Origin of the sequence: Salinicola aestuarinus, assembly GCF_003206645.1 — a bacterium.
Taxonomy (GTDB): Bacteria; Pseudomonadota; Gammaproteobacteria; order Pseudomonadales; family Halomonadaceae; genus Salinicola; species Salinicola aestuarinus.
Map to the genome: position 1 here is coordinate 284,322 of NZ_PZJP01000005.1, position 22,869 is coordinate 307,190.

At 59.6% G+C, this 22,869-nt stretch carries 21 protein-coding genes; 6 read left to right on the forward strand and 15 right to left on the reverse strand.

Annotated features, from left to right (window positions below):
- Positions 1–17: 17 nt before the first annotated feature.
- The 6 genes from DOM41_RS06765 to DOM41_RS06785 all read right to left on the reverse strand — a co-directional run bounded on the left by DOM41_RS06765 (position 18) and on the right by DOM41_RS06785 (position 7,805).
- Positions 18–2,195, reverse strand: a complete 2,178-nt coding sequence (locus tag DOM41_RS06765; protein WP_110686070.1) for an AAA family ATPase — start codon at positions 2,193–2,195, stop codon at positions 18–20.
- 95 nt (positions 2,196–2,290) lie between these two features.
- A complete protein-coding gene (locus tag DOM41_RS06770) occupies positions 2,291–3,226 on the reverse strand; it encodes a hypothetical protein (protein ID WP_110686071.1) in 936 nt (311 codons plus the stop codon).
- Between the two features lie 48 nt (positions 3,227–3,274).
- Positions 3,275–4,333 (reverse strand): DUF6414 family protein, encoded by a 1,059-nt coding sequence (locus tag DOM41_RS17465; RefSeq protein WP_157956875.1) that lies wholly within the window; start codon positions 4,331–4,333, stop codon positions 3,275–3,277.
- Between the two features lie 106 nt (positions 4,334–4,439).
- A complete protein-coding gene (locus DOM41_RS06775; protein ID WP_110686072.1) occupies positions 4,440–5,024 on the reverse strand; it encodes a hypothetical protein in 585 nt (194 codons plus the stop codon).
- Between the two features lie 396 nt (positions 5,025–5,420).
- Positions 5,421–6,239: a M90 family metallopeptidase gene (locus tag DOM41_RS06780; RefSeq protein WP_110686073.1), complete on the reverse strand. Its 819-nt coding sequence runs from the start codon at positions 6,237–6,239 to the stop codon at positions 5,421–5,423.
- A 3-nt stretch (positions 6,240–6,242) separates the two neighbouring features.
- Positions 6,243–7,805, reverse strand: coding sequence for a bifunctional GNAT family N-acetyltransferase/carbon-nitrogen hydrolase family protein (locus DOM41_RS06785; protein ID WP_110686074.1), 1,563 nt, complete (start codon positions 7,803–7,805; stop codon positions 6,243–6,245).
- A 460-nt stretch (positions 7,806–8,265) separates the two neighbouring features.
- Here DOM41_RS06785 and DOM41_RS06790 point away from each other — a divergent pair, with 460 nt between their 5' ends.
- Genes DOM41_RS06790 through DOM41_RS06800 form a run of 3 tightly spaced genes read left to right on the forward strand, consistent with a single transcriptional unit; the run spans position 8,266 to position 11,455 of the window.
- Entirely contained in the window at positions 8,266–9,411 is a 1,146-nt protein-coding gene (locus DOM41_RS06790; protein WP_157956876.1) for a porin, read from the forward strand.
- 9 nt (positions 9,412–9,420) lie between these two features.
- Positions 9,421–9,837: a type 2 periplasmic-binding domain-containing protein gene (locus tag DOM41_RS06795; protein WP_110686076.1), complete on the forward strand. Its 417-nt coding sequence runs from the start codon at positions 9,421–9,423 to the stop codon at positions 9,835–9,837.
- 4 nt (positions 9,838–9,841) lie between these two features.
- Complete coding sequence (locus tag DOM41_RS06800) at positions 9,842–11,455, forward strand: diguanylate cyclase domain-containing protein (protein WP_188112370.1); 1,614 nt, start codon at positions 9,842–9,844, stop codon at positions 11,453–11,455.
- A gap of 30 nt (positions 11,456–11,485) precedes the next feature.
- Here DOM41_RS06800 and DOM41_RS06805 read toward each other — a convergent pair whose 3' ends face one another.
- From DOM41_RS06805 to DOM41_RS06815, 3 genes are all read right to left on the reverse strand, one after another.
- Entirely contained in the window at positions 11,486–12,100 is a 615-nt protein-coding gene (locus DOM41_RS06805; RefSeq protein ID WP_188112371.1) for a flavin reductase family protein, read from the reverse strand.
- 162 nt (positions 12,101–12,262) lie between these two features.
- Positions 12,263–12,511 carry a GlsB/YeaQ/YmgE family stress response membrane protein gene (locus DOM41_RS06810; protein ID WP_110686079.1) on the reverse strand — a complete coding sequence of 83 codons (249 nt, stop codon included), beginning with the start codon at positions 12,509–12,511 and terminating at the stop codon, positions 12,263–12,265.
- Between the two features lie 128 nt (positions 12,512–12,639).
- The gene (locus tag DOM41_RS06815) at positions 12,640–13,353 is read right to left on the reverse strand and encodes a dienelactone hydrolase family protein (protein WP_110686080.1); all 714 of its coding nucleotides are present in this window, start codon (positions 13,351–13,353) and stop codon (positions 12,640–12,642) included.
- 404 nt (positions 13,354–13,757) lie between these two features.
- Here DOM41_RS06815 and DOM41_RS06820 point away from each other — a divergent pair, with 404 nt between their 5' ends.
- The 3 genes from DOM41_RS06820 (at position 13,758) to rluF (ending at position 16,585) form a co-directional block, all read left to right on the forward strand.
- Positions 13,758–14,420, forward strand: a complete 663-nt coding sequence (locus DOM41_RS06820; RefSeq protein WP_157956877.1) for an IclR family transcriptional regulator — start codon at positions 13,758–13,760, stop codon at positions 14,418–14,420.
- A 98-nt stretch (positions 14,421–14,518) separates the two neighbouring features.
- Positions 14,519–15,157, forward strand: a complete 639-nt coding sequence (locus tag DOM41_RS06825; RefSeq protein ID WP_245391766.1) for an inorganic diphosphatase — start codon at positions 14,519–14,521, stop codon at positions 15,155–15,157.
- A gap of 273 nt (positions 15,158–15,430) precedes the next feature.
- Positions 15,431–16,585, forward strand: coding sequence for a 23S rRNA pseudouridine(2604) synthase RluF (gene rluF / locus DOM41_RS06830; RefSeq protein ID WP_110686082.1), 1,155 nt, complete (start codon positions 15,431–15,433; stop codon positions 16,583–16,585).
- Between the two features lie 10 nt (positions 16,586–16,595).
- Here the strand turns inward: rluF and DOM41_RS06835 are convergent, their stop codons facing one another.
- The 6 genes from DOM41_RS06835 to glcE form a co-directional block, all read right to left on the reverse strand.
- Positions 16,596–17,261, reverse strand: a complete 666-nt coding sequence (locus DOM41_RS06835) for a GntR family transcriptional regulator (RefSeq protein WP_110686083.1) — start codon at positions 17,259–17,261, stop codon at positions 16,596–16,598.
- Positions 17,262–17,287: 26 nt separating this feature from the next.
- A complete protein-coding gene (locus DOM41_RS06840) occupies positions 17,288–18,199 on the reverse strand; it encodes an aminotransferase class IV (protein WP_110686084.1) in 912 nt (303 codons plus the stop codon).
- Positions 18,200–18,226: 27 nt separating this feature from the next.
- Positions 18,227–19,645 (reverse strand): Na+/H+ antiporter NhaC, encoded by a 1,419-nt coding sequence (gene nhaC, locus DOM41_RS06845; RefSeq protein ID WP_110686085.1) that lies wholly within the window; start codon positions 19,643–19,645, stop codon positions 18,227–18,229.
- A 244-nt stretch (positions 19,646–19,889) separates the two neighbouring features.
- The gene (locus DOM41_RS06850) at positions 19,890–20,297 is read right to left on the reverse strand and encodes a GlcG/HbpS family heme-binding protein (protein ID WP_110686086.1); all 408 of its coding nucleotides are present in this window, start codon (positions 20,295–20,297) and stop codon (positions 19,890–19,892) included.
- Positions 20,298–20,357: 60 nt separating this feature from the next.
- Complete coding sequence (gene glcF / locus DOM41_RS06855) at positions 20,358–21,698, reverse strand: glycolate oxidase subunit GlcF (protein ID WP_110686087.1); 1,341 nt, start codon at positions 21,696–21,698, stop codon at positions 20,358–20,360.
- A gap of 33 nt (positions 21,699–21,731) precedes the next feature.
- Complete coding sequence (gene glcE, locus DOM41_RS06860) at positions 21,732–22,862, reverse strand: glycolate oxidase subunit GlcE (protein WP_110686088.1); 1,131 nt, start codon at positions 22,860–22,862, stop codon at positions 21,732–21,734.
- Positions 22,863–22,869 lie beyond the last annotated feature (7 nt).

Below are 22,869 nucleotides of genomic sequence, written 5' to 3' on the forward strand. Positions count from 1 at the left end.
TGTTATGTGCTGACAAACTATTGCCCTAGTACCTGTGTCATTTTGTTATGATGCTCAATATAACCGGTTACTTCGAAAACGAGCTTTAAGCCTTCTCGAAAAGACTCATAGTCAAACTCTTTGTAATCGAAAATATTCTGCCCAAGCGAATGAGACTCCCGATTGATGTACCTACAAAATGCCTGATACCTATTCTCCTGTAACTCTGGCATTTGAATTACGTTGCTCAAATCCTGCTTTTGAACAAAGTTGAAAAAATACTCTACGATATTTCGCATGCAGTTAGCTATGAGAGCGGGTGGCTGCGCTGAATCAGTGACTACAGACCAGTATGAGTGATAATCGTTCTGGACTTCTTCGTAGCTCATTTTAAGCATCTGGCTACCTGAATCATTCTTAAGCAACCGAAATAGTTTTTGGTTTTCCTTTCTTTTTTTGTGGTTTGAGTCTGCTAATTCGTAGAAAAAGTACAAACTATGTGTAAGTACAAAAACTTGCTCAAAATCGACTGAATCAAAGAACTCGCTTTTAATTAGCCGGCCAATATTGAAAACAAATATGTGAGACAGGCTCGATATTGGGTCATCAATGGCCACCACTTTTTTTCCTGGGACTTCTGAAGCGTTTCGCTTACCTTTACATAACTCGCAGAAGTATAGAAAGCTGATGATCATCTTCTCACCTTCGCTGAGAGACGAAAAGTCGGCCTTTGAATTTCCAAGGCGTACTATTTTGTAAAGTGTGTCATTGTGTTTTGCTATTGAAAAATCGGATATACCGATCTGAACCAGACCAATATTTATGTTGTCTATTGCTTCTTCAATATTAACGGTGGATTTTTGTAGTATTGAAATTTCGTTTTTCTTTGATTCGATAATGCCCGAAGCGACTTTTTCTCGCTCCTTTGATTCAGCCAGTTTCTGATTAGACGTTTTTACCTGAGCATCTAAAGCCGAGATAGTTTGGTCGTAATCCCAGCGCATCAACCCCCAAAATTCTCGCTTTAACTTGTTTAGTTCAGCGCCAATATTCTCAAGTTTTTCGTTGTGTCTTGAAATTTTTGCATTTACTGCTTCTAGCAACTCGTTAAAGCTCGCAACTTCGTTGCGAGTGCATTCAAGGGATACACTCATACTTGGTGAATTTTTCTTCGCTGTTATTAGTCTTACATTCTTATCTAATTTTTTTACTAATTTTCCATGTTGTTCTGTCAGTGCAGGTAGTTCTTCAATAGAAAATGGATTTGACTTGTAGGTTTCAAGCGAAGCTATTTGTTCGAGTGCAGTGTAATAACGGGATAGAAGGCTCTCAATTCGATCAATTGAATTGCTATAAGACTCATCGAAATAGTTTTCTATTTGCTGGGCGAGCTCCTGGGATATTGTGTTTTCTTGACAAAACGGACAAGTGCTAGCCTCATTTTCAGATGGTGGCTCTAGGTAAGCTAGCCCCTTTTGTACCCAATCTGAATTGTTCATTTTTTCGATTAGCGCCGATACAGAGCTGTTGGTATTACCAACTATCACCTGCTCAAAGATAGGATCAAATTCGACTTCGTGTTCATTAAACTCCAAAAGATTCAGAGTAGAATACTGCTGAGCGGTATCTCCCTTTAAAGCCTCAACACCAGCCTTTAACTGAGATATATCCGTATTCGGCTTCTCAGTAGGCCTAGGTAAGGCCGACAAATGAGAATATAGTGTCTCTTTGTTGCCCTTGAGGCCATCCAAAAAGCCTTCTAGAACGCGGTCTCCACCTGTAAAATCCTGCTTAATTTTCCAAGTGACGCCACATGCATTTGATCGCTTAGCTGAGAGCTCAGCCCTTTCATCATTAGCAACTTGTTGCTCTTTCTCTTCCACAAGAACCTGTGCACTAAGTTCAGCTTGAGCTTCATTGATAGCTTTCTCAATATCTTTATTTTCTTTGGAGAGACTGAATATCCCTTTTAGATTGTCGGCCTCGTAAAAGTTCTCTTCGATGAACCTCTGATTGTAAACATAGAGCGATATATCGTTAGCCATATCAACAGAGCAATCATGATATTCGGGGGCTTCTGGTTGATACAAATAGTTAGAAAGTGTGCTCTTACCTGAACCGTTTAGTCCGTAAACAACATTCACTTTTTTATCTGTGGCCAAAATAGTTGCGGCTTTGTAGCTAGCGATATTTTGAATACTTATCTTGGAAATCATCTAGGAGCTTCCTTTTAAGCACATAACGCCCGCATTTGCGGCTTGTTTGGAGCGCAGCGGAAAACAAGTCCGCCAACATGCGCTTGTTAGATTTGCTAATATAGTGATCTTGCCTTCGAGCTAGAGCGTTCAAGATTGACCTCTAGATAAGTTGTGTTAATCAACTGGCAAAATGAACTAATTGAATGAATAAGATTTTTTATTTGTTCATCTATGTTTTCATACATGTCATTCTCTTCTCGGTTTCTACAAGAATCACCCGGCATGTAGAAGCTTAATGTGTTTTGATCTCCGATTAAGTTGTATGGTGCTTGGCGCACAAGAGAACACAAATCACTCCATTCATCTATAAGTTCGTTTACAGCGGCAAGTAAATTTTTGTCATGTAAATTAAAGACTGGAGACTGCTTAACACTATTCATATTCTCCAGCTGCTCTAAAATAGATAGATGAATGTATTTTGCCCCCCATCTTAAGTGTTCGTATGTTGACGGGAAGTCTATTACTTCAATGAATGCACTTATGTTGTCAATATCCTTTTCACGCTTTAATTGTTCAGGTGTTTGAGAGGGCAAACTGAAGTATTGAGGAAAATGCTGCCGAATTGCAGCATCGTCTCTAGACAGGTCATGGACAATATCTGGCCAAAAAACCACATCAACTGGGAATTTACTTTGAGCTCTTCTTTCTTCAGAGAGCTTGCGTGCAAAAGCTTGAATATGCACATCACGATCAGCCGTTGTCGCAATATAAAGTGCAGCCAGCTGAGGAGCAAACTGTTCTGCTTTTACAATCTCGCTTTCTATTAGCTGCTGGCTGATTGTGGAAATAGTATTTTTACATTGAATGCCGACAAAGTTTTGTAAAGAATCTACCCCGTAGATATCGACCCCGTCTTGTTTCTGTCCTTGCCGTCCATGTCTTGCCAAATTTTGATTAGCCCACCTCAGTGAGAATGAACTTTTACAGACATCTTCAAACTCATCCCAAGAAGTTGGCGGCGGAAGTCTTGATGTTGTTGTGGTAGGCATATGTTTCAGTCTCAAAATTCAATCTAACGCCCGCCAGAAGCGGCGAATTTACGAGTCCGACTTACTGGCATTGTTATATTCCGATTGAATATTTCGATACACGGCAATTGGGTGTACGACTATTCTTGGATATCTATGAAACGATGTAAATTTTTCCATGTTACGCAATGCTGGGAATATTGATCTAAATGCTCTCTCAATAGTTTCTACTTCAGTTTCCCCATCTACCTCCTCTTTATCCACATATGCTTCATACATATCGAATAAAGTAGTTTCATCTTTCGGTGGTACTGAAGTCACAAGCCCAAGAACACACAACTTTCGATTTGGCTCCGAGCCATATCCATACATGAGATGCTTTAAATCATCATCAATAAAGCAAGCCCTTTTCAAGTTGGCTATAACCTCCATTTCTGGAAACTCTTCAAAAGGACAAACCCGTAGATTTAAACGACCATCAATATATGTGTCTATCCACTCTCTAACTCCTTCAAATAGCCACTCTGGGAGCTTAGCCTTATCAATGTTCTCAGCAACCAATTTCTCGGACTGTTTAAATTCCGCTCTTGCATCCTTGAATCTCTTAGAATTCTTTCCAGACTCTTCTTCTATAGAATCCAACTGTAGCTTTAATTGGTCTATATTTAATATTGAATTAAATTCGCATCGCTTTATAAAACCCAGCAAATCATTAAAGTTTTTTGTTGACTCATAGAGCTTCTCAAAATCTTCAAAGGCACACCACCCTTCAACTTTTAAATATGGGGATTTCGATATGTCTGCATGCATTGCTTCAAGAGAAGAATTTTGTGAAATCGCTACCGTACCGTTTATATCGGTAGCGAAGCCTAGTTCAATTAACGTCTCCTCAAGTCTTACCAGAAGATCATGGTGCAGAACTTTTGTTTCTAAAACAGCTTTTTTATCTGTATGAATGCCGCCAAACTCAGACTTGAAAACCTTTAACAACTCGTACTTTCTGATATTTTTTTCGTCTTGAGTTTCTTCGGATGTTTCAGCTCTTTGCTTAGCTAAACCGCCTTCTAATTGGCTGACAAGAGAGGCAGCCTTATCAAAGTCAAAATATAAGATATCCCTAAGATTCAATGTAACCTCCTATGTCTGTAAAGGAATATAACGCCCGGCTCACGCGCCGGTTTTGGAGCCGCGAAGCGGCGGAAAAACGGTCGCTGTGCAGCCGATTGTTATATTTTTACTTCGCATGCTCTTTCTGAGCTTCGAGCAACGGATCAAGTAGCGTCCAAATTTCTTGCTCGGGGTCGAACTCGAAATAGAGTGACCTACTAGGAGAACTTAACTTCACCGCAATTTCGGTGATGCTGTCGCTAGGATGCATCTGGAAGTGCTCTGACAAGAGGCTGTACATCGAATCAACCGCAATCTCATATTTTTCGAGCGACACACCTTCGGGGAAAATAAACTTCAGAGACCTTCCATCTTGCAAAGACACTATGGTTGAAAACAGCAATGAGCGCTTCCGATCTCTGCGTTCCGGATGTTTGCCGTGTAGCCTGCGAGCAAGCTGCAAGATACCTTTCTTCAGAGCCTGATAATGATCCTTCCCGGCCTCTTGGAGGAATCCCTCGAAGTACGGTTTTGCCAAATACGCGATTACCAAGGTTGGCAAGGCCCACTCAATAGAGGCGTAGAAACCACGAGATCGCGATTCAATTTTAAGCTGGAGGCGGGGGGCAGAAACTGTCGCAGAGAACTCATCTATGAAGCCCTGAGGAATGTCTTCCTGATACGAAATACCGATGTGTATTTCTTGAATCATATTCCCCGCCTATAAATATAACAGGTATTAGGTGGTGCGCGCGTTTTGCTACTTGAACGAGCGCGCGCGTTCAATATTCTTATGCTGCAACACCAAGCTTCTGATTTTGATGGAAATTTTCTTCGCGGCTGCCCCATAGCACCAATATGCGCGCCTGCTGCCTTTGCCGGAAGGGGCGCTTTGGGGTCGTACACAGCCTCGGTCTTCCAATGCCCATTCCCCAGCCATGGCGCTACCCGAACTCCATGGCATGCGATTTCCCTTCAATGTAAATCAATGTTTCTTATGAGTAACGCCCGTGAGACCAATTCTCTAGTCGGAATCGGTTGGATCGGAATGATCGGTGGAGCGAGGTGGTGGGTGATACGAGGCGAGCGGAATCGCGAGGCGTGAGGATCAGCCCTGCAACTGATCATTTCTGGCCGGAGGGTTGCGCCCAAACCGCGCCAGTGATTCCTGCCGAAAGTACCGCTCGAGCAGATTCAGCAGCTCGGGATACACGGCGTGTAACTGATCCGGGGCGGTAAAGAACAGCTCGCAGCAGACGGCGAAGCATTCGCCGGGGTGGGTGGCGGCGTAGTCGTCGATGGGGGTGGGGGCGTTGCGTTCGAGATGCGCCTGCAGGTCGTCCCACACGGCGGTGAAGACGCGGTGCCACGCCTGGGCAGTGACGTCGCTATTGGCGGCGAGCGGGGGAAAGCCGTCGACGTCCTGAGAGTTGCCGAGGTCGAGCTGGTGGGCGAACTCGTGGATCACGACGTTGTAGCCGGTGAAGTCGCCGCTCTCTTCGATCTCGGGGATGGCGAGTGCCACCGGGCCGCGCCAGGAGGTCTCGCCGGCGCGCTCATCCACGTATTCGTGCATGACGCCGGCCTCATCCATCTCTTCCACCTGGCGGTGAAAGGCGTCCGGCAACAGCACGATCTCGTGGACGTTAGCAAAGGCCGCCTCGGCGTCGGCGTCGTTCCAGCCGAGTGTCAGCAGGCACGCCTGAGCGGCGATGGCGAGCTGGGCGGGCAGGTCGAACTCGACCTCGCCCGCGGCGGACCAGCGTAGCCGTTGCGTCAGTGCCCAGGCGCGGAGGCCGAGGCGTTCGGCCTCGGCGTCAGTGAGCGCGGCCAGCAGCGGCAGGCTCTGGCGCACGGGGCGCCAGACATCGGGGTCGAAGGCCGGCGCATGGGAACGCCGTCTGCCCAGCCTGCCCCACCAGCCCATGGCTCAGTTCTCTTCCTGACGGCTACCCGACTTCCACGACCAGTCGCGCAGGCGTAGGTCGTAGAGATCCAGCCGGCGGTCGCGCAGGTTGGTGACGGCGCCTTCGGCGCGCACCAGCTTGAGCTTGGTCAGGTCGAGATCGGAGAACATTACCATCTCGGTGTTCGGCGTGGTCTCCGACATCACCGCGTCGTGCGGGAAGGCGAAGTCCGACGGCGAGAAGACCGACGACTGGGCGTACTGGATGTCCAGGTTCTCGATGGAGGGCACGTTACCCACGCTGCCGCAGGCGACCACGTAGCACTCGTTCTCGATGGCGCGGGCCTGGGCGCAGTGGCGCACGCGCAGGTAGCTGTTCTTGGTATCGGTCCAGAACGGCACGATCAGGATGTCCATGTCCTGCTCGGCGAGCAGGCGCGGTAGTTCCGGGAACTCGACGTCGTAGCAGATCAGGATGCCCACGCGGCCGGCGTCGGTTTCGAACACCTGCAGTTCGTCGCCGCCTTCGACGATCCAGTCCCGGCGCTCCTGCGGGGTGATGTGCAGCTTCGCCTGACGGTCGATGCTGCCGTCGCGATGGCAGAGGTACGCCACGTTGTAGAGCTTGCCGTCCTCGCCGATCTCGACCATGGAGCCGGCGACGATGTTGATGTTGTAGGAGATCGCCATGCGGGAGATCTCGGTCTTGAAGCGCTCGGTAAAGCCCGCCAGAAACTGAATCGCCGCGGCCTGATCGGTCTGGTCGGTCAGCGCCATCAGCGGCGTGTTGAACAGTTCCGGGAAGACGGCGAAGTCACTCTGGTAGTCGGAGATGGCGTCGACGTAGAACTCCACCTGCTCGAGCACTTTCTCCACCGAGTCGAACTCGCGCATCTGCCACTGCACCGCGCCTACGCGAACCTGGGTCTTTCGCGTGTCGATCACCAGGCTCGCCGGCTCATAGAGGATGTTATTCCACTCGAGCAGGGTGGCGTAGCCCATCGATTTCTCGTCTTCGGGCAGATACTTCTTCAACAGCCGCTTGACCAGGAAGTCGTTGGCGAGCTGGAACGAGAGGATCGGGTCGTAGAACTCCTTGCGGGCGACCCGCTCGATGTACTCGCTCGGCTCCATCTCGTCGGCGTGCTGGTGGTAGTGGGGGATTCGCCCGCCGGCGAGAATCGCACGCAGGTTCATCGAGCGGCAGAGATCCTTGCGCGCCTCGTACAGGCGCCGGCCCAGACGGTAGCCGCGGTAGGCGGGGTCGATCAGCACGTCGAGGCCGTAGATGGCGTCGCCGTCGGCGTCGTTGAGGATGATCTCGCGATGGCCGATCAGCTCATCGTATTTGTGCGGGTTGGAGAAGCGGTCGTAGTCCACCTGCACGGTGAGGGCGACACCGACGATCTTGTCGTCGTCCTCGATCAGGATCTGGCCATCGGGGAACTCGTCGATCAGCTTGTCGATGGTGAGCTTCGACCAGGCGCCGCCGATATCGTCGTAGATGGCGTCCATCAGCCGCTTGAGCTGCGGGTAGTCCTCGGAAGCGAGGTTACGCAGATTGAGATGCAGTTCTTCCAGAGACATGCGTGCCTAGCTCCTTGAATACGCGGAAACGAGTCGTCGAGCGGAACCTGGTGTGCGGTGGCGGCGCGCAAGCGCTCGCCGAGTCCCGGACGCAAAAACAGGCGCTGAGTCTAGCACGTCGGCTGCAACCCACCCTGACAGCCCCGTTGCCGGTCGGGTGTCAGCGCCTGACGCCGCGGTGACGGTTTAAGGGGTCGTCATCATGTGGCGGCAGCCGATAACGAACTCAAGTCGAGGTGTGCTTAAGATTTGCCGCCGTCTGCCGACAATAACTTCACCTCTGTAACCTTTCTTTACAATTCGGGTGTCGTCGGCGCCGGAGAGATGTATGAAGCGATTGTGGTTTGCGCGGCTCAGTCCGCGCCGACGGAGACGAACCCGACAGCGAAGTGTCGGATCGGGACCGGCGGGTTCTGCCAGGGGAGAGAACCCACGCCTCGGGCTGACAGCGCTGGGGCTTGTGTCCTGGGCGCTGTGTCTGGCCGCACCGATCCCGTCGGCGTTCGGTCACCCGCTCGACGATGAAACCCGGCTGAGGTTCAGCGGTTTCGGCACGCTCGCGGCCGTTCACAGCGATCAGGCGAATGCGGATTTCGTTCGCGACATCAGTCAGCGCGAGGGCGCCGGCGATGGCTGGAGCGGCAAGACCGATTCGCTGCTCGGCGCGCAGCTCGGCTATCGCTTCACCGATGAACTCGACGTGGTGGTCCAGGGGCTGAGTCGCTATCAGGAGTCCGGGCACTTCGAGCCGGAGCTGAGCTGGGCGTTCGTGCGTTACCGGCCCGACCCCGCCGTGCAGCTTCGCGCGGGGCGGCTGGGCTGGGACGTCTATCAACTCGCCGATTCCCGCTACGTCGGATATGCCTACAACTGGGTGCGGCCGCCGGTGGATCACTTCGGCACGCTGCAGCTGGTCCACATCGACGGCGCGGACGTGACGTTCAAGCAGCCGGTGGGCAGCGACCTGGTGCGTTTGAAGCTCTACGCCGGTCGCTCCGACAGCGAGATCTATCTCACTGAGGGGCTGTCCGCCGAATTCGACGTCGATCAGGTCTACGGCGGCAATCTCGACTACGAGACGGGCCCTTGGCGGTTTCGGGTGAGCTATACCCAGATCCACTCCGATGTCGACTATCGCGGCCCGGTCGCCGACGCGATCGAGCGCGTGCCGTTCGCCAATCTCGATCCGAACAACGTGCTGGGAGATGTGTTCGGATTCGATCGCATTACGCTCTTCTCGTTGGGCGCGCTTTACGACCGCGGGCCGCTGACGGTGCAGGCGATGGTCAATCGCAGCAAAGTGACGCGCTACGAGGGCCAGATCGACTCCGGCTTCGTCTCCGTCGGCTATCGGGTTCAGCGGGTCACGCCTTTCGTCATGATGTCGAAGGTCAAGACGACCTCCACCCACCCTGACGGCAGCGATATCGATCAGCAGACCTATTCACTGGGGGCGCGATACGACGTTGCCGCCAACCTGGCGCTCAAGGCGCAGCTCGACCGCATCGATACGCGCAGCCCGGGCTTCCTGTGGCGCGATACCGACAGCGACTGGCGCGGAGGGTGGAGTTCGGTCTTCACCCTCGGTCTGGACTTCATCTTCTAGGGACGCGTCATGAACCGAGTCCGACTGTTTTTGCTTGTGTCGATGCTGCTGGTCGCGGTTCCGGCCGGCGCCGACATCCTGGTCGTCGTCAATCCCGACAGCGGCATCCGGACGCTGTCACGCAGTGACGCGATCAATATCTTCATGGGGCGGTATCGCAAGTTGCCCAACGGGGGGCTGGCGCTGCCGGTCGATCTGGTGTCACTCAAGCCGCGCTTCTATCGTGCGCTGGTCGACAAGAATCTCGCAGCGATCAACTCCTACTGGGCGCGGCTCGTCTTCTCCGGCGAGGCATCGCCGCCGCAGCAGAGCCAAAGTGCCGCTGACGTCCATCATTTGTTGGCTCACAACCCCAACGTTCTCGGATATGTCGACAGCGAGACGGCCTGGGATGACTTGCGCGTCGTGCTGACGCTCGATGAATAACCCGATGACGCGTCTGCTGCTGCTCTTCCGCACGCGCCTGGCACTGCGCACCACGGCGATCATTCTGCTGATCGTCGCGCTGCTTGGCGGTCTGTTTCTGGGCATCGCCGTCCAACTGCGCGCGGCCAACGTCAAACAGACACAGCAGATCCGCCTGGAAGAGCTGCTCACGACGGTCGAGCGGACCGCGCAGATCGCCTGCTTTCTGGCCGATGAGCGAATGGCGCAGGAGGTCACGCAGGGGCTTCTGAGCAACAATATCGTCAATGCGGTCACGATTCGGGCGAGCGATGGAACGGTGCTCGCCGCGGGGCGAACCGGGCCGAGGCTTGCCGAGACGACGCTATCGCCAGTCGTTCGCGAGGTCAGCTCGCCGTTCGAGCCCGGTGTGAACGTGTGTCGCATGACCGTCGAGCCGGATCAGGACGAGGTCGATCTCAAGGTCGCCCAGGCGTCGATCTTCCTGGGTGCGGCGCTGTTGCTGCAGCTTCTCGGGATCGGCGTCTGCGTCATTCTGGTGGTCGCGCGTTACGTGACCCGACCGATTACCGGGATATCACACCGGTTGAGCGAGCTCGAGGTGGAAACGGGACAGAAGCTCAAGGCGCCGCGCAGCAACCGTGACGATGAGATCGGTGCGCTGGTTGCCAGCGTCAACGTGATGATCGACAACCTGGTCGCGAGTCTCGGTCAGGAACGCCGCTTGAGGGTGGAGCGTGAAGTCGAGGAGCGCCGCTACCGGGCAATTTTCGACAACGTCGAGGCGGGACTGTTCGAACTCGATGGCCAAGGGCTGATGCGCTCGGCCAACCCGGCGTTTCGCCGGCTGTTCGGCATCGAGCGGCAGCGGGATCTTGACGCCGACCCCATCGCGTTCGCTTCGCTGGCACCGGGCGACGCCAGCATCGAGACGGCGAGCGGTCGGGAGCGCGATGAGAAGCGCGAGGGGCAGCGCGAGTATCTCTGCGAAGTCACGCAAGAGGGCGGGTCACGCTGGATCAGCCTGCTGGTCAAACCGCTGGAGACGGGGCGACTGCAGGGGGTCGCCCACGACGTGACGGAGCGCAAGCACGCCGCCGAGACGGCGGCGCAGATGGCGGTGACGGACCCGCTCACCGGGCTCGGCAACCGCCGCGGATTCGATCACCGTCTGGCGGTGATGGCGCGCCATTACCGGCTCTACCCGAGCCGCCACCACTCGCTGATGATGCTCGATTTCGATCATTTCAAGCAGATCAATGACACCCACGGGCATCACGCCGGCGATCGCGTGCTTCGCCACGTCGCCAGGACCCTTTCCGGCCTGTTGCGGCAGCGAGACTACATCGCGCGTCTCGGTGGCGACGAGTTCGTGGTACTGCTGGAGGGCTGTGAGCGTCACGACGAGGTGGAAACGCTCATCCAGCGCTTTCTCGCGTGTCTGGAGACCCCCATCCCGCTGGAAGATGGCGCGGGGACGGAGATACGGCTCGGGGTCAGCCTGGGTATCGCCACGCTGGGTATCGACACCGACAGCCCACAGCAGGCGGTCGAAATGGCGGATCGGGCGATGTATGCCGCCAAGCGCGCCGGGCGCAATACCTGGCGCTTCTACGCCACCGAGATGGCGAAGACGTGAGTCACGCCCTCGCGCCAGCGACGGTGAGATTCACGACGGGCGGCGCATCTCGAAAAGCGCCTCGTTGCTGATCTCGAAATAGTCCCCCGGTCCGCCACCGCGGAGGATCGGACGCGCCGCGGCGGTCTGATAAACGCCGTCGTCGATCAGCGCGGTGTCGATATGCACGCCGACCACTTCGCCCAGCACCAGCCAGTTGTCCATCGACTCGCCGGCGGCAGAGGTGAGCCGGAGGCACTGGCTCAGCCGGCACTCGAAGACGACCTGGGCTTCCTTGACGTGAGGCACGTCGATGACCGAAGACGGCGTCGCCGTCAGCGCGGCCAGATCGAATTCATCCACATCCGGTTCGACCGTGGCGGCGCTCTGGTTCATCGCCTCGCCGAGCGCGCGGGTCGCCAGATGCCAGCAGAATTCGCCGGTCTGCTCGATGTTGCGCACGCTGTCCTTGTAGCCGGCGCTGGCGAAACCGATGATCGGCGGCGCATCGGCGAACGCATTGAAGAAGCTGTAGGGGGCCAGGTTGAGATTGCCCTGGCGGTCGCGGGAGGAGATCCAGCCGATCGGGCGCGGTCCGACGATCGCCTTGAAGGGGTTATGGGCCAGACCGTGGCCGTTGGCGGGTTCGTAGAAATGAGTCGTCATGAAAAGCGTTCCGAAAACGTTGAACGAGTAGAACATTGGCCGCGCGTGTCACGGCCAGTGTCCGGGGGGAGTTCCTGTCACCGCCGGCCACTGAGCGAACGACGCCCGACTCGGCACGGGGCCGAGTCGGGCGCATCGGTAAAGCGCGGGGCGTGGAGCGGGTTACTTACGCACGACGCGATAGAGCACCAGCAGCACGATGGCGCCGAGGATCGCGACGGCGAAGCTGCCGACGTTGAAGCCGGACACGCTGCCAAAGCCCAGCGCGGTACCGATCCAGCCACCGACCACGGCACCCAGGATCCCGATGATGATGGTGACGATGAAACCGCCCGGATCCTTGCCCGGCATGATCAGTTTCGCAATGGCGCCGGCGATCAGGCCGAAGATGATCCACGCAATGATGCCCATAGTGCTTCTCCTTGCTCAGTCAGATGCGCATGCTGTCTCCCTGCATGCCTGACGAAAGCTAGTCGGCGCTGCGGCTATCGACAAGCGCTTATCTCGGCGCCCGGCCGCTGGCGGCTTCGCGGCGCTGCTTACTGAGTGCGGCTGGCCAGAAACGTCAGTGTGTGGCCGTGGGCCAGTGCGGAAGCGTGCTGGTTGTAGCTCGCCCGCGCCCAGCAGTTGAAGCCGTGCTCGGCGTTGTCGTAGAGGTGAACCTCGACGTCACTGCGGCCGGCGAAGGCGTCGCGAGTCTGCTCGACGTGCTCGAGCGGAATATGGTCGTCTTCGGCACCGAAGTGGAACTGCGTCGGCACCTTGAGTTCATCCGCACGGCCGAGGTGCTCGGTCACACCGCCCGCGTAGTAGCAGATGGCAGCATCGACGCCGGCATCCAGGCCGCAGAGGTAGGAGAGCACGCCGCCCATGCAGTAGCCCACGGAGGCCACGGGGCCGTCGCAGACCGGGCTCGCCCGTAGTGCTTTGGTGACGGCACGCAGGTCGCTGATGGCGGTGGGGAAATCGAGCGCGTTCTTGTGCGCCACCGCTTCCTTCCAGTCGTCGCCGTCGTAGCCCAGCTCCACGCCGGGCATCTCGCGCCAGAATACGTCGGGAGCGATGACGGTATAGCCATCCATCGCGTACTGCTCGGCGACGCCGCGGATATGGCCGTTGACGCCGAAGATCTCCTGAATCAGCACGATGCCGGGGCCTTTACCCTTCGGCGGCAGCGCCTGATAGGCGTTGAACGTCTTGCCATCCTCGGCGGTGATCTCGATCCACTCGGTCTTGATGGTCGTCTGAGACATGCGGTTTACCTCGCAACGGGAAAGAACGTGAAAAGGGATAAACAGGTGACGGGGCGTTGCCGAACCCGGGGAGAAGTCTAGCAAGTGAGTGCCGTTTTGCAGCCGATGCGTCGTTCAACCCCGAGACGGCGTCTCGCGGTGATCCGATGTGAGTGCTCACACTGCAGTGAACCCCGTGAGCGTGGCCGGTGGGTCACCCCGCCGGCAGCCGCGAGCGTTCGGCCAGTCGCCGGGCCAGCAGCGATGCCGGCAAGGTTCTCTCCAGTGCACTCTTGTTTTACCATGCGAAATACTCTTCGAGGTGCCAGATGGCGACATGCCGGCGCTGGTCGCTTGCGGTGCCCGTGAGATTGATCCCGACCCGGACGGGGCATCGTCACTCTTCAATCGCCAAGGAATCCGCCATGACCCAACGCCGTGTCGAAGCCGTGGAGCGAGCGCTCACTCTGCTCGAAGCATTCACGACTCAGCGCCCGGCGCTGTCGCTGACAGAGCTCTCTCACGCCACGGGGTTCTACAAGAGCACCATCCTGCGGCTGATGTCATCGCTGGAGCGCTACGGTTATGCCGTGCGCGACGGTCGGGGAATCTATCGTATCGGGCCGGCGGTGGTGCGTCTGGCGCCGATCGCGGTGGAGGACGACACGCTGGAGCGACTGGTACGACCGGTACTGACGGCGCTTCGCGACGCCACCGGGGAGACGGCCTCTTTCCACCTGCATGACGGCGGCCAGCGGCTCTGTCGCCTCGTCGAGATCGGGCATGGCGAGATCCGCCATCACCTCGAGGAGGGCACGGTCTTCGATCTGAACCGCGGCGCGACCGGACAGGCGCTGCAAGAAGAGGGAGGGCGCGGCGATATCTTCCTGAGCAAGGATGTCGCCTGTGCCGGTCTCTCCGCGCTGGCCGTGGCGGTTCACACTCCGGATGGAAAGCGGGTGGGCGCGCTGACGCTCTCGGGGGCGACGCCGCGCTTCATCGACGAGCCGGATGGCGAACTGACCGTTGCGCTGAGATCGCAGCTCACGGCCCTCGAGGCGAACTGGCCGGGACCCCTTCACGGCTAGCGTGGCCTCACGATCCGTCGGCAGGGTATGCGCCTTCATCGATGTGACATCCGGATCTGCGACAGTCACTGGCTTCGATAACCGACCGGAGCCGCACCATGCCCCCCCTGAACTCGAAGTTTGTCACGCCGACGTCGCTTGCCACCTGGCTCGCGGGCACGGCAGTCGCTGTCTGTCTTGCCGTCGCGTCACCGGTCATGGCAGCGGAGGGGCTGGCCGATGTCGCGCAGAGCGACGACGCCCCCGAGACCTTTCTGATGGTCAACGAGATCCCCGCCGGCAGCGCGATCAAGTATGAGCTCGACGCGGCAGGCCGGGTCATCGTCGATCGTTTCCTGTCGATGCCGATGGCGTATCCCGCCAACTATGGTTCGATCCCGAGCTCGCTCGGCGGCGATGGCGACCCGCTGGACGTGCTGGCGTTCACGCGCACCCCGATCGTGCCGGGGGCGATCATGCAGGTTCGGCCGATTGGCATGCTGCGCATGATCGATGGCGGCGAACAGGACGACAAGGTGATCGCGGTACCGACGCATGACGTCGACCCCTCCTGGGACGAGGTGCAGAGCATCGATGACCTGCCCTCGATGGAGCGCGAACGGCTTCAAGGATTCTTCAGGGTCTACAAGCAGCTGCCGACGGGGGGCAAGACGATCGAGCTCGATGGCTTTGCCCCGATGCCGGACGCGGTTGAAGTGCTCGAGGCCTCGCTCGCGCGTTACCGCCAGGCGCAGTGATCCGCGCTAACGCCGCCACGACTCGGCTCGCCGTTACCGTCTGACGCGTCACCACCGCCTGACTCGCCACCGCCGCGCCTCGCTCGAGCGCGGCGGTGGCGTTTTGACGTCTCGACGCGGCGGCGCGACAGGATGCCTCGCGATGGCGTTATGTCGTCTCGGCGATCACGCTGTCGGGGGCCACCGGGGATTTTTTGCCCCGAGGACTAACGTTTCCCCCGCGGTTTGCGACACACTTTGCGCTTTCTGTGACGTTTTACGGTGTTAGACGCTATGTCGTTTCGGCAATCCATCCGCATCAACAAGTACATCAGCGAAAGCGGGATGTGCTCTCGCCGCGAAGCGGACCGCTTCGTCGAGCAGGGCAACGTCTGGATCAACGGGCGTCGGGCGACGACCGGCGATCAGGTCACGCCGGGGGATCGGGTCAAGGTCAATGGCCAGGAGATCGAGCCGACGGCGGAGGATGACTTCGTCCTCATCGCGTTGAACAAGCCGGTGGGGATCGTCAGTACCACCGAGTCGAGCGAGAAGGACAACATCGTCGATTTCGTCGGGCACGGTGTCCGGATATTCCCCATCGGGCGTCTGGACAAGGATTCCGAAGGGCTGATCTTTCTCACCAGCAACGGTGATCTGGTCAACAAGATCCTGCGCGCCGACAACAATCACGAAAAAGAGTACCGGGTGACGGTGAACAAGCCGATCACCGAGCAGTTCGTCGAGAACATGCAGAAGGGCGTGCCGATTCTCGGCCAGGTGACCAAGCGCTGCCGGGTGAAAAAGGTGTCGACGTTTACCTTCGACATTACCCTGGTGCAGGGGCTGAACCGCCAGATTCGCCGCATGTGCGAGTACTTCGGCTATGACGTCACGCAGCTGGTGCGTCACCGCATCATGAACGTCTCGCTCAAGGGGCTGGCGCGGGGAGACTGGCGCGACCTCACCGAGAAGGAGATCGAGGGCATTCTCGCGCTGACGCAGCAGTCCGAGAAGGTGGCCGACAAGGGGCAGCCGCCGCGCGCCAAGTCGACGCCCAAGGCAGGCAACAAAGGCGGCGGCCACGCCTCGGGCAAGCGTTCCAGCGGGAGCCGATCCGCCGGCGGCGCGAAGCACAAGCCGTCCGGCGCGAGTGGTAAAGGAGGGGGCGCGGGTCGTCACGCCGCGAAGTCCGGGGCGCCGGGCTCGGCCAAACCGGCGACGAAGGGAAAGCCCGCCGCGAAGGGCAAGCCCCACGCCAAAGCCAATCCGAACGCGACGAAGGGCAAGCCGGCAGGTCGCAATGCCGCGAAGCCCGGCAGCGGTGGGCCGGGCAAGCCCAAGCCGTCATCCAGCAAGTCAGGCAAGCCCGATGCCCGCGGCAGTGGCAAACCGCGCAATGCCAAAAGCGCCAGCCGAGCGCCGCAGGGGCGTGCCAAGAAGCGCTGACGGTCGCGCGTCAGCGGAGGTGCCGGATCACCTGGTCGAAGCCCTGCTTCATGTGCTGTTCGATGAAGTCGAGCGCCGCCGGCAACGACTCTCCCTTGGCAAACTCGAGGTAGCGGTCGTGCGATCCACGCGCCGGGCCGGCCCGGTTATGCGCGCGCTGATGCAGAACGAAATAGCAGCACAGGTGCGGTTTGACCCGAGCCCAGGCATCCACCAGTAGCGCATTGCCGCTGAGCTCGTAGCACCACTGGTGCAGCTCGAGCTCGCGCTCGATGGCCAGTGCGCTGTCGCCACTGTCGATGGCCTCGAGCAGTGCCGCGTGGCGCCGGTCCAGGTCGTGGAAACTCTGCTCGCTGCGTTTCGGCCACAGGCTGCGAAACGCCATCTGCTCGATCCCGGTCCGGTACTCATACAGTTGATGCAGGCCTTCCGGGGTCAGCTCCAGCACCCGCACGCCCTTGTAGGGCTCGCTGACCAGCAGTCCGATATTCATCAGATGACGAATCGCCTCGCGCAGGGGGGCACGGCTGACCCCGAGCTGTTCGGCGAGGGCGTGTTCGGTCAGACGAGTGCCCGGCGCGATGGTGCCGTTGGCGATCAATGTCTGCAGGCGCTGGGCGGTCTGCTCCCAGAGAGTCTGTCGCCCGGGGATCTGCTCGATGGCGGTTTTGAACATGCAATTCCAACAGTGGGAGTCAGGCTTCAGCCGTGGAGGTAGGCGTCGTAGAGCGCCATCAGCCGCGCGGTCAGGCTGTCGCTGCGCTCGTTAACGATAGCATGCCCGTCGATCTGATAGACCGGCGTCAGGCCACCCAATGTACCCGTGACGAAGGCTTCGTCGGCGGTGTAGGTCTCCGCCAGGGTGTAGTCCGTTTCGTGCACGACGATGCCATCTTCGCGGGCCAGGCGCATCAGCGTCTTGTGGGTGATGCCCTTGAAGTTGTAGCGCCCGGTGGAGGTCCAGAGTTCGCCATCGCGGACGATGAAGAAGTTGGTCGAGTTGCAGCTGGCGACGAAGCCGTTGGGGTCGAGCATCAGCGCTTCGTTGGCGCCGGCATTGATCGCCTGGATCAGTGCCTGGATGAAGTTGAGCCGGCTGTGCGAGTTGAGCCTGAGGTCGAACACGTCCGGCGAGCTGCAGCGGAAGGTCGAGGTGAAGAGCGAAAGCCCCTTCGCCTTGGCCGCGGTATCGACCACCTTGTGCTCGGCGACGATGACGATGGTCGCCTTCCCCCGCAGAAATCGCGGGTCCTGGTTGGGCGTGCTCTTGAGGCCACGGCTGACCATCAGGCGAATGTGGACGCCGTCGGTCATCCCGTTCTTCTCCAGCGTCTGATGAATCAGGCCGACCAGCTCATCGCGGGTGACGCCGAGATCCAGCGAGATCGATGCCGCGCCCTGGAAGAGACGCTTCATGTGCTCGTCGAGGGCGATCAGTTTGCCGTTGACCAGTCGAATGCCTTCCCACACGCCGTCACCCAGCACGAAACCGCTGTCGAAGATCGATACCGTTGCCTGGCTCTTGGGTTTGAACTCGCCATCGACGTAGACGATGACGTCTTCGTTGCGCGAGTCGGCGACGTAGGATTGAGAGCTGCCGGTGGTGTTGGTCATGAGGTCGTTCTCCAGAAAGTGGGGGGATCAGCGAGCGGGTTCGGCATCGACGTCGGTATCGGCCTGTGGGCGTCGCCACATTGCGAACCCGGTGAAGCCATAGAGGAGCGAGAACGCCATCACCAGCCAGTGATACCAGAGGAAGGGGAGGTAATCGGTGGTCGCGACGCCGGTGGTGGTCGCCATGAATACCGCGCCGCTGGTCCAGGGAATCATCGGCGTGGAGAGCGTGCCGCCGGCTTCGACGTTGCGTGACAGCACCGTGCGCTGCAGCCCCAGCCGGTCGTAGATGTTTCGGGTCATCGACGCCGCCGTGAAGATGGCCACGTAGGCGGCGCCGCCGAAGATGGTGCCGAAGAAACCGCAGGCCATGGTGGCGAGGGTGAGCCGGCCGGTGCTGCGGTGAACCATTCGCGTCAGCGCATTGGCAATCGTTTCCAGTACGCCCAGGCGCTCCATCAGTCCGCCGAGCCCCAGCGCAAAGATGACGATCGCGATCACCGGTAGCATCGACACGATGCCGCCGCGATTGAGGATGCTGGCGAGATAGCCGTCACCGTAGTCGCCCTGGTTGCCCACGTAGAGCGCGTTGACGGCCTGAAGCGGCGTATCGTCCTGCACGACCCAGGCGCAGGCGACGCCGAGGACCGCGCCGATCGCGATGACCGGCAGTGCCGGCTTGCGCAGCGCGAGCAGCACCAGTGTGGCGAGGATGGGCAGCAGCAGCCAGAGCGAGATCGAGAAGTGGGCATCGAGCTGATTCATGACCGCATCGGCCTGCTGCATGTCGTAGTCGGCGCTCGAGAAGTGATTGCCGGCGAGGGCAAAACCGACCGTCGCCAGCGTCACGCAGGGGACGCCGGTGTAGAGCATGGAGCGCACGTGCTCGATCAGCGGCACTTCACAGATGGAGGCCGTCAGTACGGTGGTATCGGAAAGCGGTGAGAGCTTGTCGCCCACGTAGGCGCCGGAGATGACCGCACCCGCGACCACCGGGAGTGGTAGCTCGAACCCGTGGCCGATCCCCATCATGGCGATCCCGATGGTGCCGACCGCACCGAACGAGGTGCCGGTGACCAGCCCGGTGAGACCGCAGATCAGAAATGCCGCCGGTAGGAACCAGGCGGGATCGATCAGCGACACGCCGTAATAGATGACGCTGGGCACGATGCCGCCGGCGATCCAGCCGCCGATCAGCGCACCGACGGTGACGATGATCAGCACGCCCTCCAGACCGCTGCGAATACCGTCGAGGGCACCCTGCTGGAGCGAGTCGTAGGTGTGCCCGAGTCCTTTGCCGATGGCGAACATGGCAAACCAGGCGGCGAACAGCGCCAGCGCCACGGGGATTTTCAGAAGAAGTACCGTCGACATGATGACGGCAAAGCTGGCAAGGATCAGGCACAGGGCCGCGAGCCCCGGCGGGCGGGCAATTCGTGGAGTCATTTCACACCTCGAGCGTTCTTGAACTTGTTATACCGTCGTGCCGCTCTAAATTGTATACAGCATACAATGAGCCAGGTTCAAGTGAATCGCGCGGCGAACATTACCGGTCGCGTCGCTCGGAAATGCCGGCGCCGGAACGTAAAAAGCGGCCGATAACGGCCGCTTGAGGACGGGAGAGAGAAGGGGGACGGAGGGCAGTCGTCACCGCCGTAGCAGCAGGACGCGCCGACTCTCGTCAGGACAGCTAACCTAGCGCGATGGCGCTGACGCCGGCCTTGGCGACCTGGACGTCCTGATCGGGTTTGACGCCGGAGACGCCGACGCTGGCAATGACCTGACCGTCGTGAATCACCGGCACGCCGCCGGCGAGTAGCGCTTTCATCGGCGCGGTCACGAAGGCGGTGCGGCCACCGTTGATCATCTCCTCGAAGACCTGGGTCTCCTTGCGGCCGATGGCAGCGTTGCGTGCCTTCTCGGTGGCGATGGTGGCGCTGTTCGGGGAGGCACCGTCAAGCCGGCGCAGTGCCAGCAGGTGGCCGCCGTCGTCGGTCACGGCGATGGTCACGGCCCAGCCCTGGGCTTCGGCTTCGGTCTGGGCCGCATCGAGAATGGCGTTGACGTCGGTGAGTTCGAGTAGGGCTTTGGTCTGCATGGGGACTCTCTTGGCAGGGTGAAGAAAACCGGGCCTGGCGTGACGGCGGACGCGTGCCGTTCACGTCGCGCGCGTCGCCTCGGTGTCGCGCGCCTGATGACCGGGGTGCGCCTGGGAGTGTAGCGGCTCGGGTGGGGTTAGCGCCTCGTCGACGAGTTCGATCCAGTGACGCACCGGCTTGCGATGCGCGCCGTTGAGGTGCGTCTGGCAGCCGATGTTGGCGGTGACGACGGCCGCCGCGCCGGTGGCCTCGAGCGCCTCCATCTTGTTGTCGCGCAGGCGGTTGGCGAGGGTCGGCTGGGTGATCGAGTAGGTGCCGGCGGAGCCGCAGCAGAGATGGCCGTCGCGTACCGGCGCCAGCTCGAAGCCCAGGCGCGTGAGCACGCTCTCCACAGCGCCGCCGAGTTTCTGCGCGTGCTGCAGGGTGCAGGGGCAGTGGAAGGCCAGCCGTGTATCGGGGCGATGCGAGGTGCCGGCCAGTGTCTCGAGATCCTCGTCGCGCAGTATCTCGACCAGATCCTTGGCCAGCGCGCTCACGCGTTTGGCCTTGGTGGCGTACTCGGGGTCGTCGGCCAGCATCTCGCCGTACTCCTTGACGAAGGCGCCGCAGCCGCTGGCGGTCTGAATGATCGCCTCCACCCCATCGCCGGTGGCGCCGGCCTCGCCGGTGCCCTCGATCCACGGCCACCAGGCGTCGATATTGGCACGCATGCGCGCCCGGCCGGCGGCCTGGGCGTTGAGATGAAAGTCGAGCGCGCCGCAGCAGCCGGCCTCCTCGACGCCGCGCACGCCGATGCCCAGGCGGTCGAGCACCCGCGCGGTGGCGTCATTGGTGGCGGGGGCGAGACTCGGCTGGACGCACCCTTCGAGAATCAGCATCTGGCGGGCATGGCGCTCCGGCGCCGGGCGGCGCTGGGCATGGCCACGGCGAGCGGGGATCTTGTCGCGAAGGTCCGTCGGGGCCAGCGGGCGGAAGGTCTGGCCCAGCGCCAGCAGCGCCTGGAAACGGCGAGGTTCGGCCAGCGCGATGCGCAGCCCAAAGCGCATCGCTCGATCGCCGGGAGGGCGGCCGACCCGGCGCTCGACCTCGGCACGGCCGATGTCGAGCAGCTTGTGATACTCGACCCCCGAGGGGCAGGTCGTCTCGCAGCTGCGACAGGTCAGGCAACGGTCGAGATGGAGCTGGGTCTCGCGGGTGATCTGATCGTCGTCGGGCTCGCTCTCCAGCAGCTCCTTCATCAGGTAGATGCGCCCGCGCGGGCCGTCGCGCTCGTCACCGAGCAGCTGATAGGTGGGGCAGGTCGCGTTGCAGAACCCGCAGTGAACGCAGGTGCGCAGGATGCGATCCGCCTCGCGGATATGGGGCTGCTGGCGCGCGGCGTCGGAAAATCGAGTCTGCATGAACCCTCCTGGGCAGAAATACCCTCGACCGGCCTACCAGTCGGCGTAGAGCCTGCCGGGATTGAAGAGGCCGTTGGGGTCGAGGCGTGCTTTCAGCCGCCGGTGATACTTGTCGAGCACCGCCGTCAGGGGCGGATGCGGCGAGACGTTGTCGTCACTCGGCGTGTAGCGCGTGGCGTGGCCGCCGATGGCCGCCGTTGCCTCCTGAATGTGGGTCGGACTCTCGTCGCTGCGAAGCCAGGGTTGCACACCGCCCCAATCGATCAGCCAATCGCCGTCGAGGGCCGGCAGGCGCGCGCGGGCAGGTAGCGAGAGTCGCCACAGGGGGCGCGGGTCGTCGTGGTGAAAGAAGGGCAGCTGGTGCTCGCGCAGATCGTTCCAGAAATCGGCCGATTCCGCGTCACCGCCGATCTGCCGGCGGGTGGATTCGACCGAGCCCTCCCCGCCCTCCAGGCGCAGGTGCAGCGTGCCGGCTTCGAATGCTGCACCGGTAATCGGTAGCGGCAGGCGGCTCCACTCGATGAGCCGCTGGCGAGCGTCCTCGAAGGAGAGCGACAGACGCAGCCAGGCGTTGGCCACCGGGGCGGGCAATACCTTGAACGACACTTCGGTCATCACACCGAGTGTCCCCTGGGCACCGACCATCAGCCTCGACAGGTCGTAGCCGGCGACGTTTTTCATGACTTCGCCGCCGAAGCGCAGATGCTTGCCTTCGGCGGTGATGACGCGCACCCCGAGAACGAAGTCGCGCACCGAGCCGGCCCAGGGACGGCGAGGACCGGAGAGACCGGCGGCGACCATGCCGCCAACGGTGGCGCCCCCGCCGAAGTGCGGCGGCTCGAAGGCAAGGCGCTGCTGGCTCTCGCCGAGTACTTGCTCCAGATGGGCAAGCCGGGTACCCGCCCGGGCCGTGGCGATGAGTTCGACCGGGTCGTAGTGGACGATGCCGGCGTGGCGGTTGAGATCGAGCGTCTTCGTGGCATCGACCCGTCGACCCAGAAACGCCTTGGTGTCGCCCCCCACGATACGCAGCGGCGTGCGCTCGCGGCCGGCCTGCGTCACCGTGTCGATCAGCGCCGCGCTGTCATCCTGCCCATCGTCCTTGGTCGGCCCGGGTTCAGTCGGCTCGGTGAACGCCGGGCGTCGATCCTGTAGGTGTGCCATAGAAGGA

Excerpts from the sequence above, each read along its gene's own strand:
- DOM41_RS06765 (WP_110686070.1), bottom strand. The coding sequence starts at position 2,195 with ATGATTTCCAAGATAAGTATTCAAAATATCGCTAGCTACAAAGCCGCA.
- DOM41_RS06770 (WP_110686071.1), bottom strand. The coding sequence starts at position 3,226 with ATGCCTACCACAACAACATCAAGACTTCCGCCGCCAACTTCTTGGGAT.
- DOM41_RS06775 (WP_110686072.1), bottom strand. The coding sequence starts at position 5,024 with ATGATTCAAGAAATACACATCGGTATTTCGTATCAGGAAGACATTCCT.
- DOM41_RS06780 (WP_110686073.1), bottom strand. The coding sequence starts at position 6,239 with ATGGGCTGGTGGGGCAGGCTGGGCAGACGGCGTTCCCATGCGCCGGCC.
- DOM41_RS06785 (WP_110686074.1), bottom strand. The coding sequence starts at position 7,805 with ATGTCTCTGGAAGAACTGCATCTCAATCTGCGTAACCTCGCTTCCGAG.
- DOM41_RS06795 (WP_110686076.1), top strand. The coding sequence starts at position 9,421 with ATGAACCGAGTCCGACTGTTTTTGCTTGTGTCGATGCTGCTGGTCGCG.
- DOM41_RS06800 (WP_188112370.1), top strand. The coding sequence starts at position 9,842 with ATGACGCGTCTGCTGCTGCTCTTCCGCACGCGCCTGGCACTGCGCACC.
- DOM41_RS06805 (WP_188112371.1), bottom strand. The coding sequence starts at position 12,100 with ATGACGACTCATTTCTACGAACCCGCCAACGGCCACGGTCTGGCCCAT.
- DOM41_RS06810 (WP_110686079.1), bottom strand. The coding sequence starts at position 12,511 with ATGGGCATCATTGCGTGGATCATCTTCGGCCTGATCGCCGGCGCCATT.
- DOM41_RS06815 (WP_110686080.1), bottom strand. The coding sequence starts at position 13,353 with ATGTCTCAGACGACCATCAAGACCGAGTGGATCGAGATCACCGCCGAG.
- DOM41_RS06820 (WP_157956877.1), top strand. The coding sequence starts at position 13,758 with ATGACCCAACGCCGTGTCGAAGCCGTGGAGCGAGCGCTCACTCTGCTC.
- DOM41_RS06825 (WP_245391766.1), top strand. The coding sequence starts at position 14,519 with ATGCCCCCCCTGAACTCGAAGTTTGTCACGCCGACGTCGCTTGCCACC.
- rluF (WP_110686082.1), top strand. The coding sequence starts at position 15,431 with ATGTCGTTTCGGCAATCCATCCGCATCAACAAGTACATCAGCGAAAGC.
- DOM41_RS06835 (WP_110686083.1), bottom strand. The coding sequence starts at position 17,261 with ATGTTCAAAACCGCCATCGAGCAGATCCCCGGGCGACAGACTCTCTGG.
- DOM41_RS06840 (WP_110686084.1), bottom strand. The coding sequence starts at position 18,199 with ATGACCAACACCACCGGCAGCTCTCAATCCTACGTCGCCGACTCGCGC.
- nhaC (WP_110686085.1), bottom strand. The coding sequence starts at position 19,645 with ATGACTCCACGAATTGCCCGCCCGCCGGGGCTCGCGGCCCTGTGCCTG.
- DOM41_RS06850 (WP_110686086.1), bottom strand. The coding sequence starts at position 20,297 with ATGCAGACCAAAGCCCTACTCGAACTCACCGACGTCAACGCCATTCTC.
- glcF (WP_110686087.1), bottom strand. The coding sequence starts at position 21,698 with ATGCAGACTCGATTTTCCGACGCCGCGCGCCAGCAGCCCCATATCCGC.
- glcE (WP_110686088.1), bottom strand. The coding sequence starts at position 22,862 with ATGGCACACCTACAGGATCGACGCCCGGCGTTCACCGAGCCGACTGAA.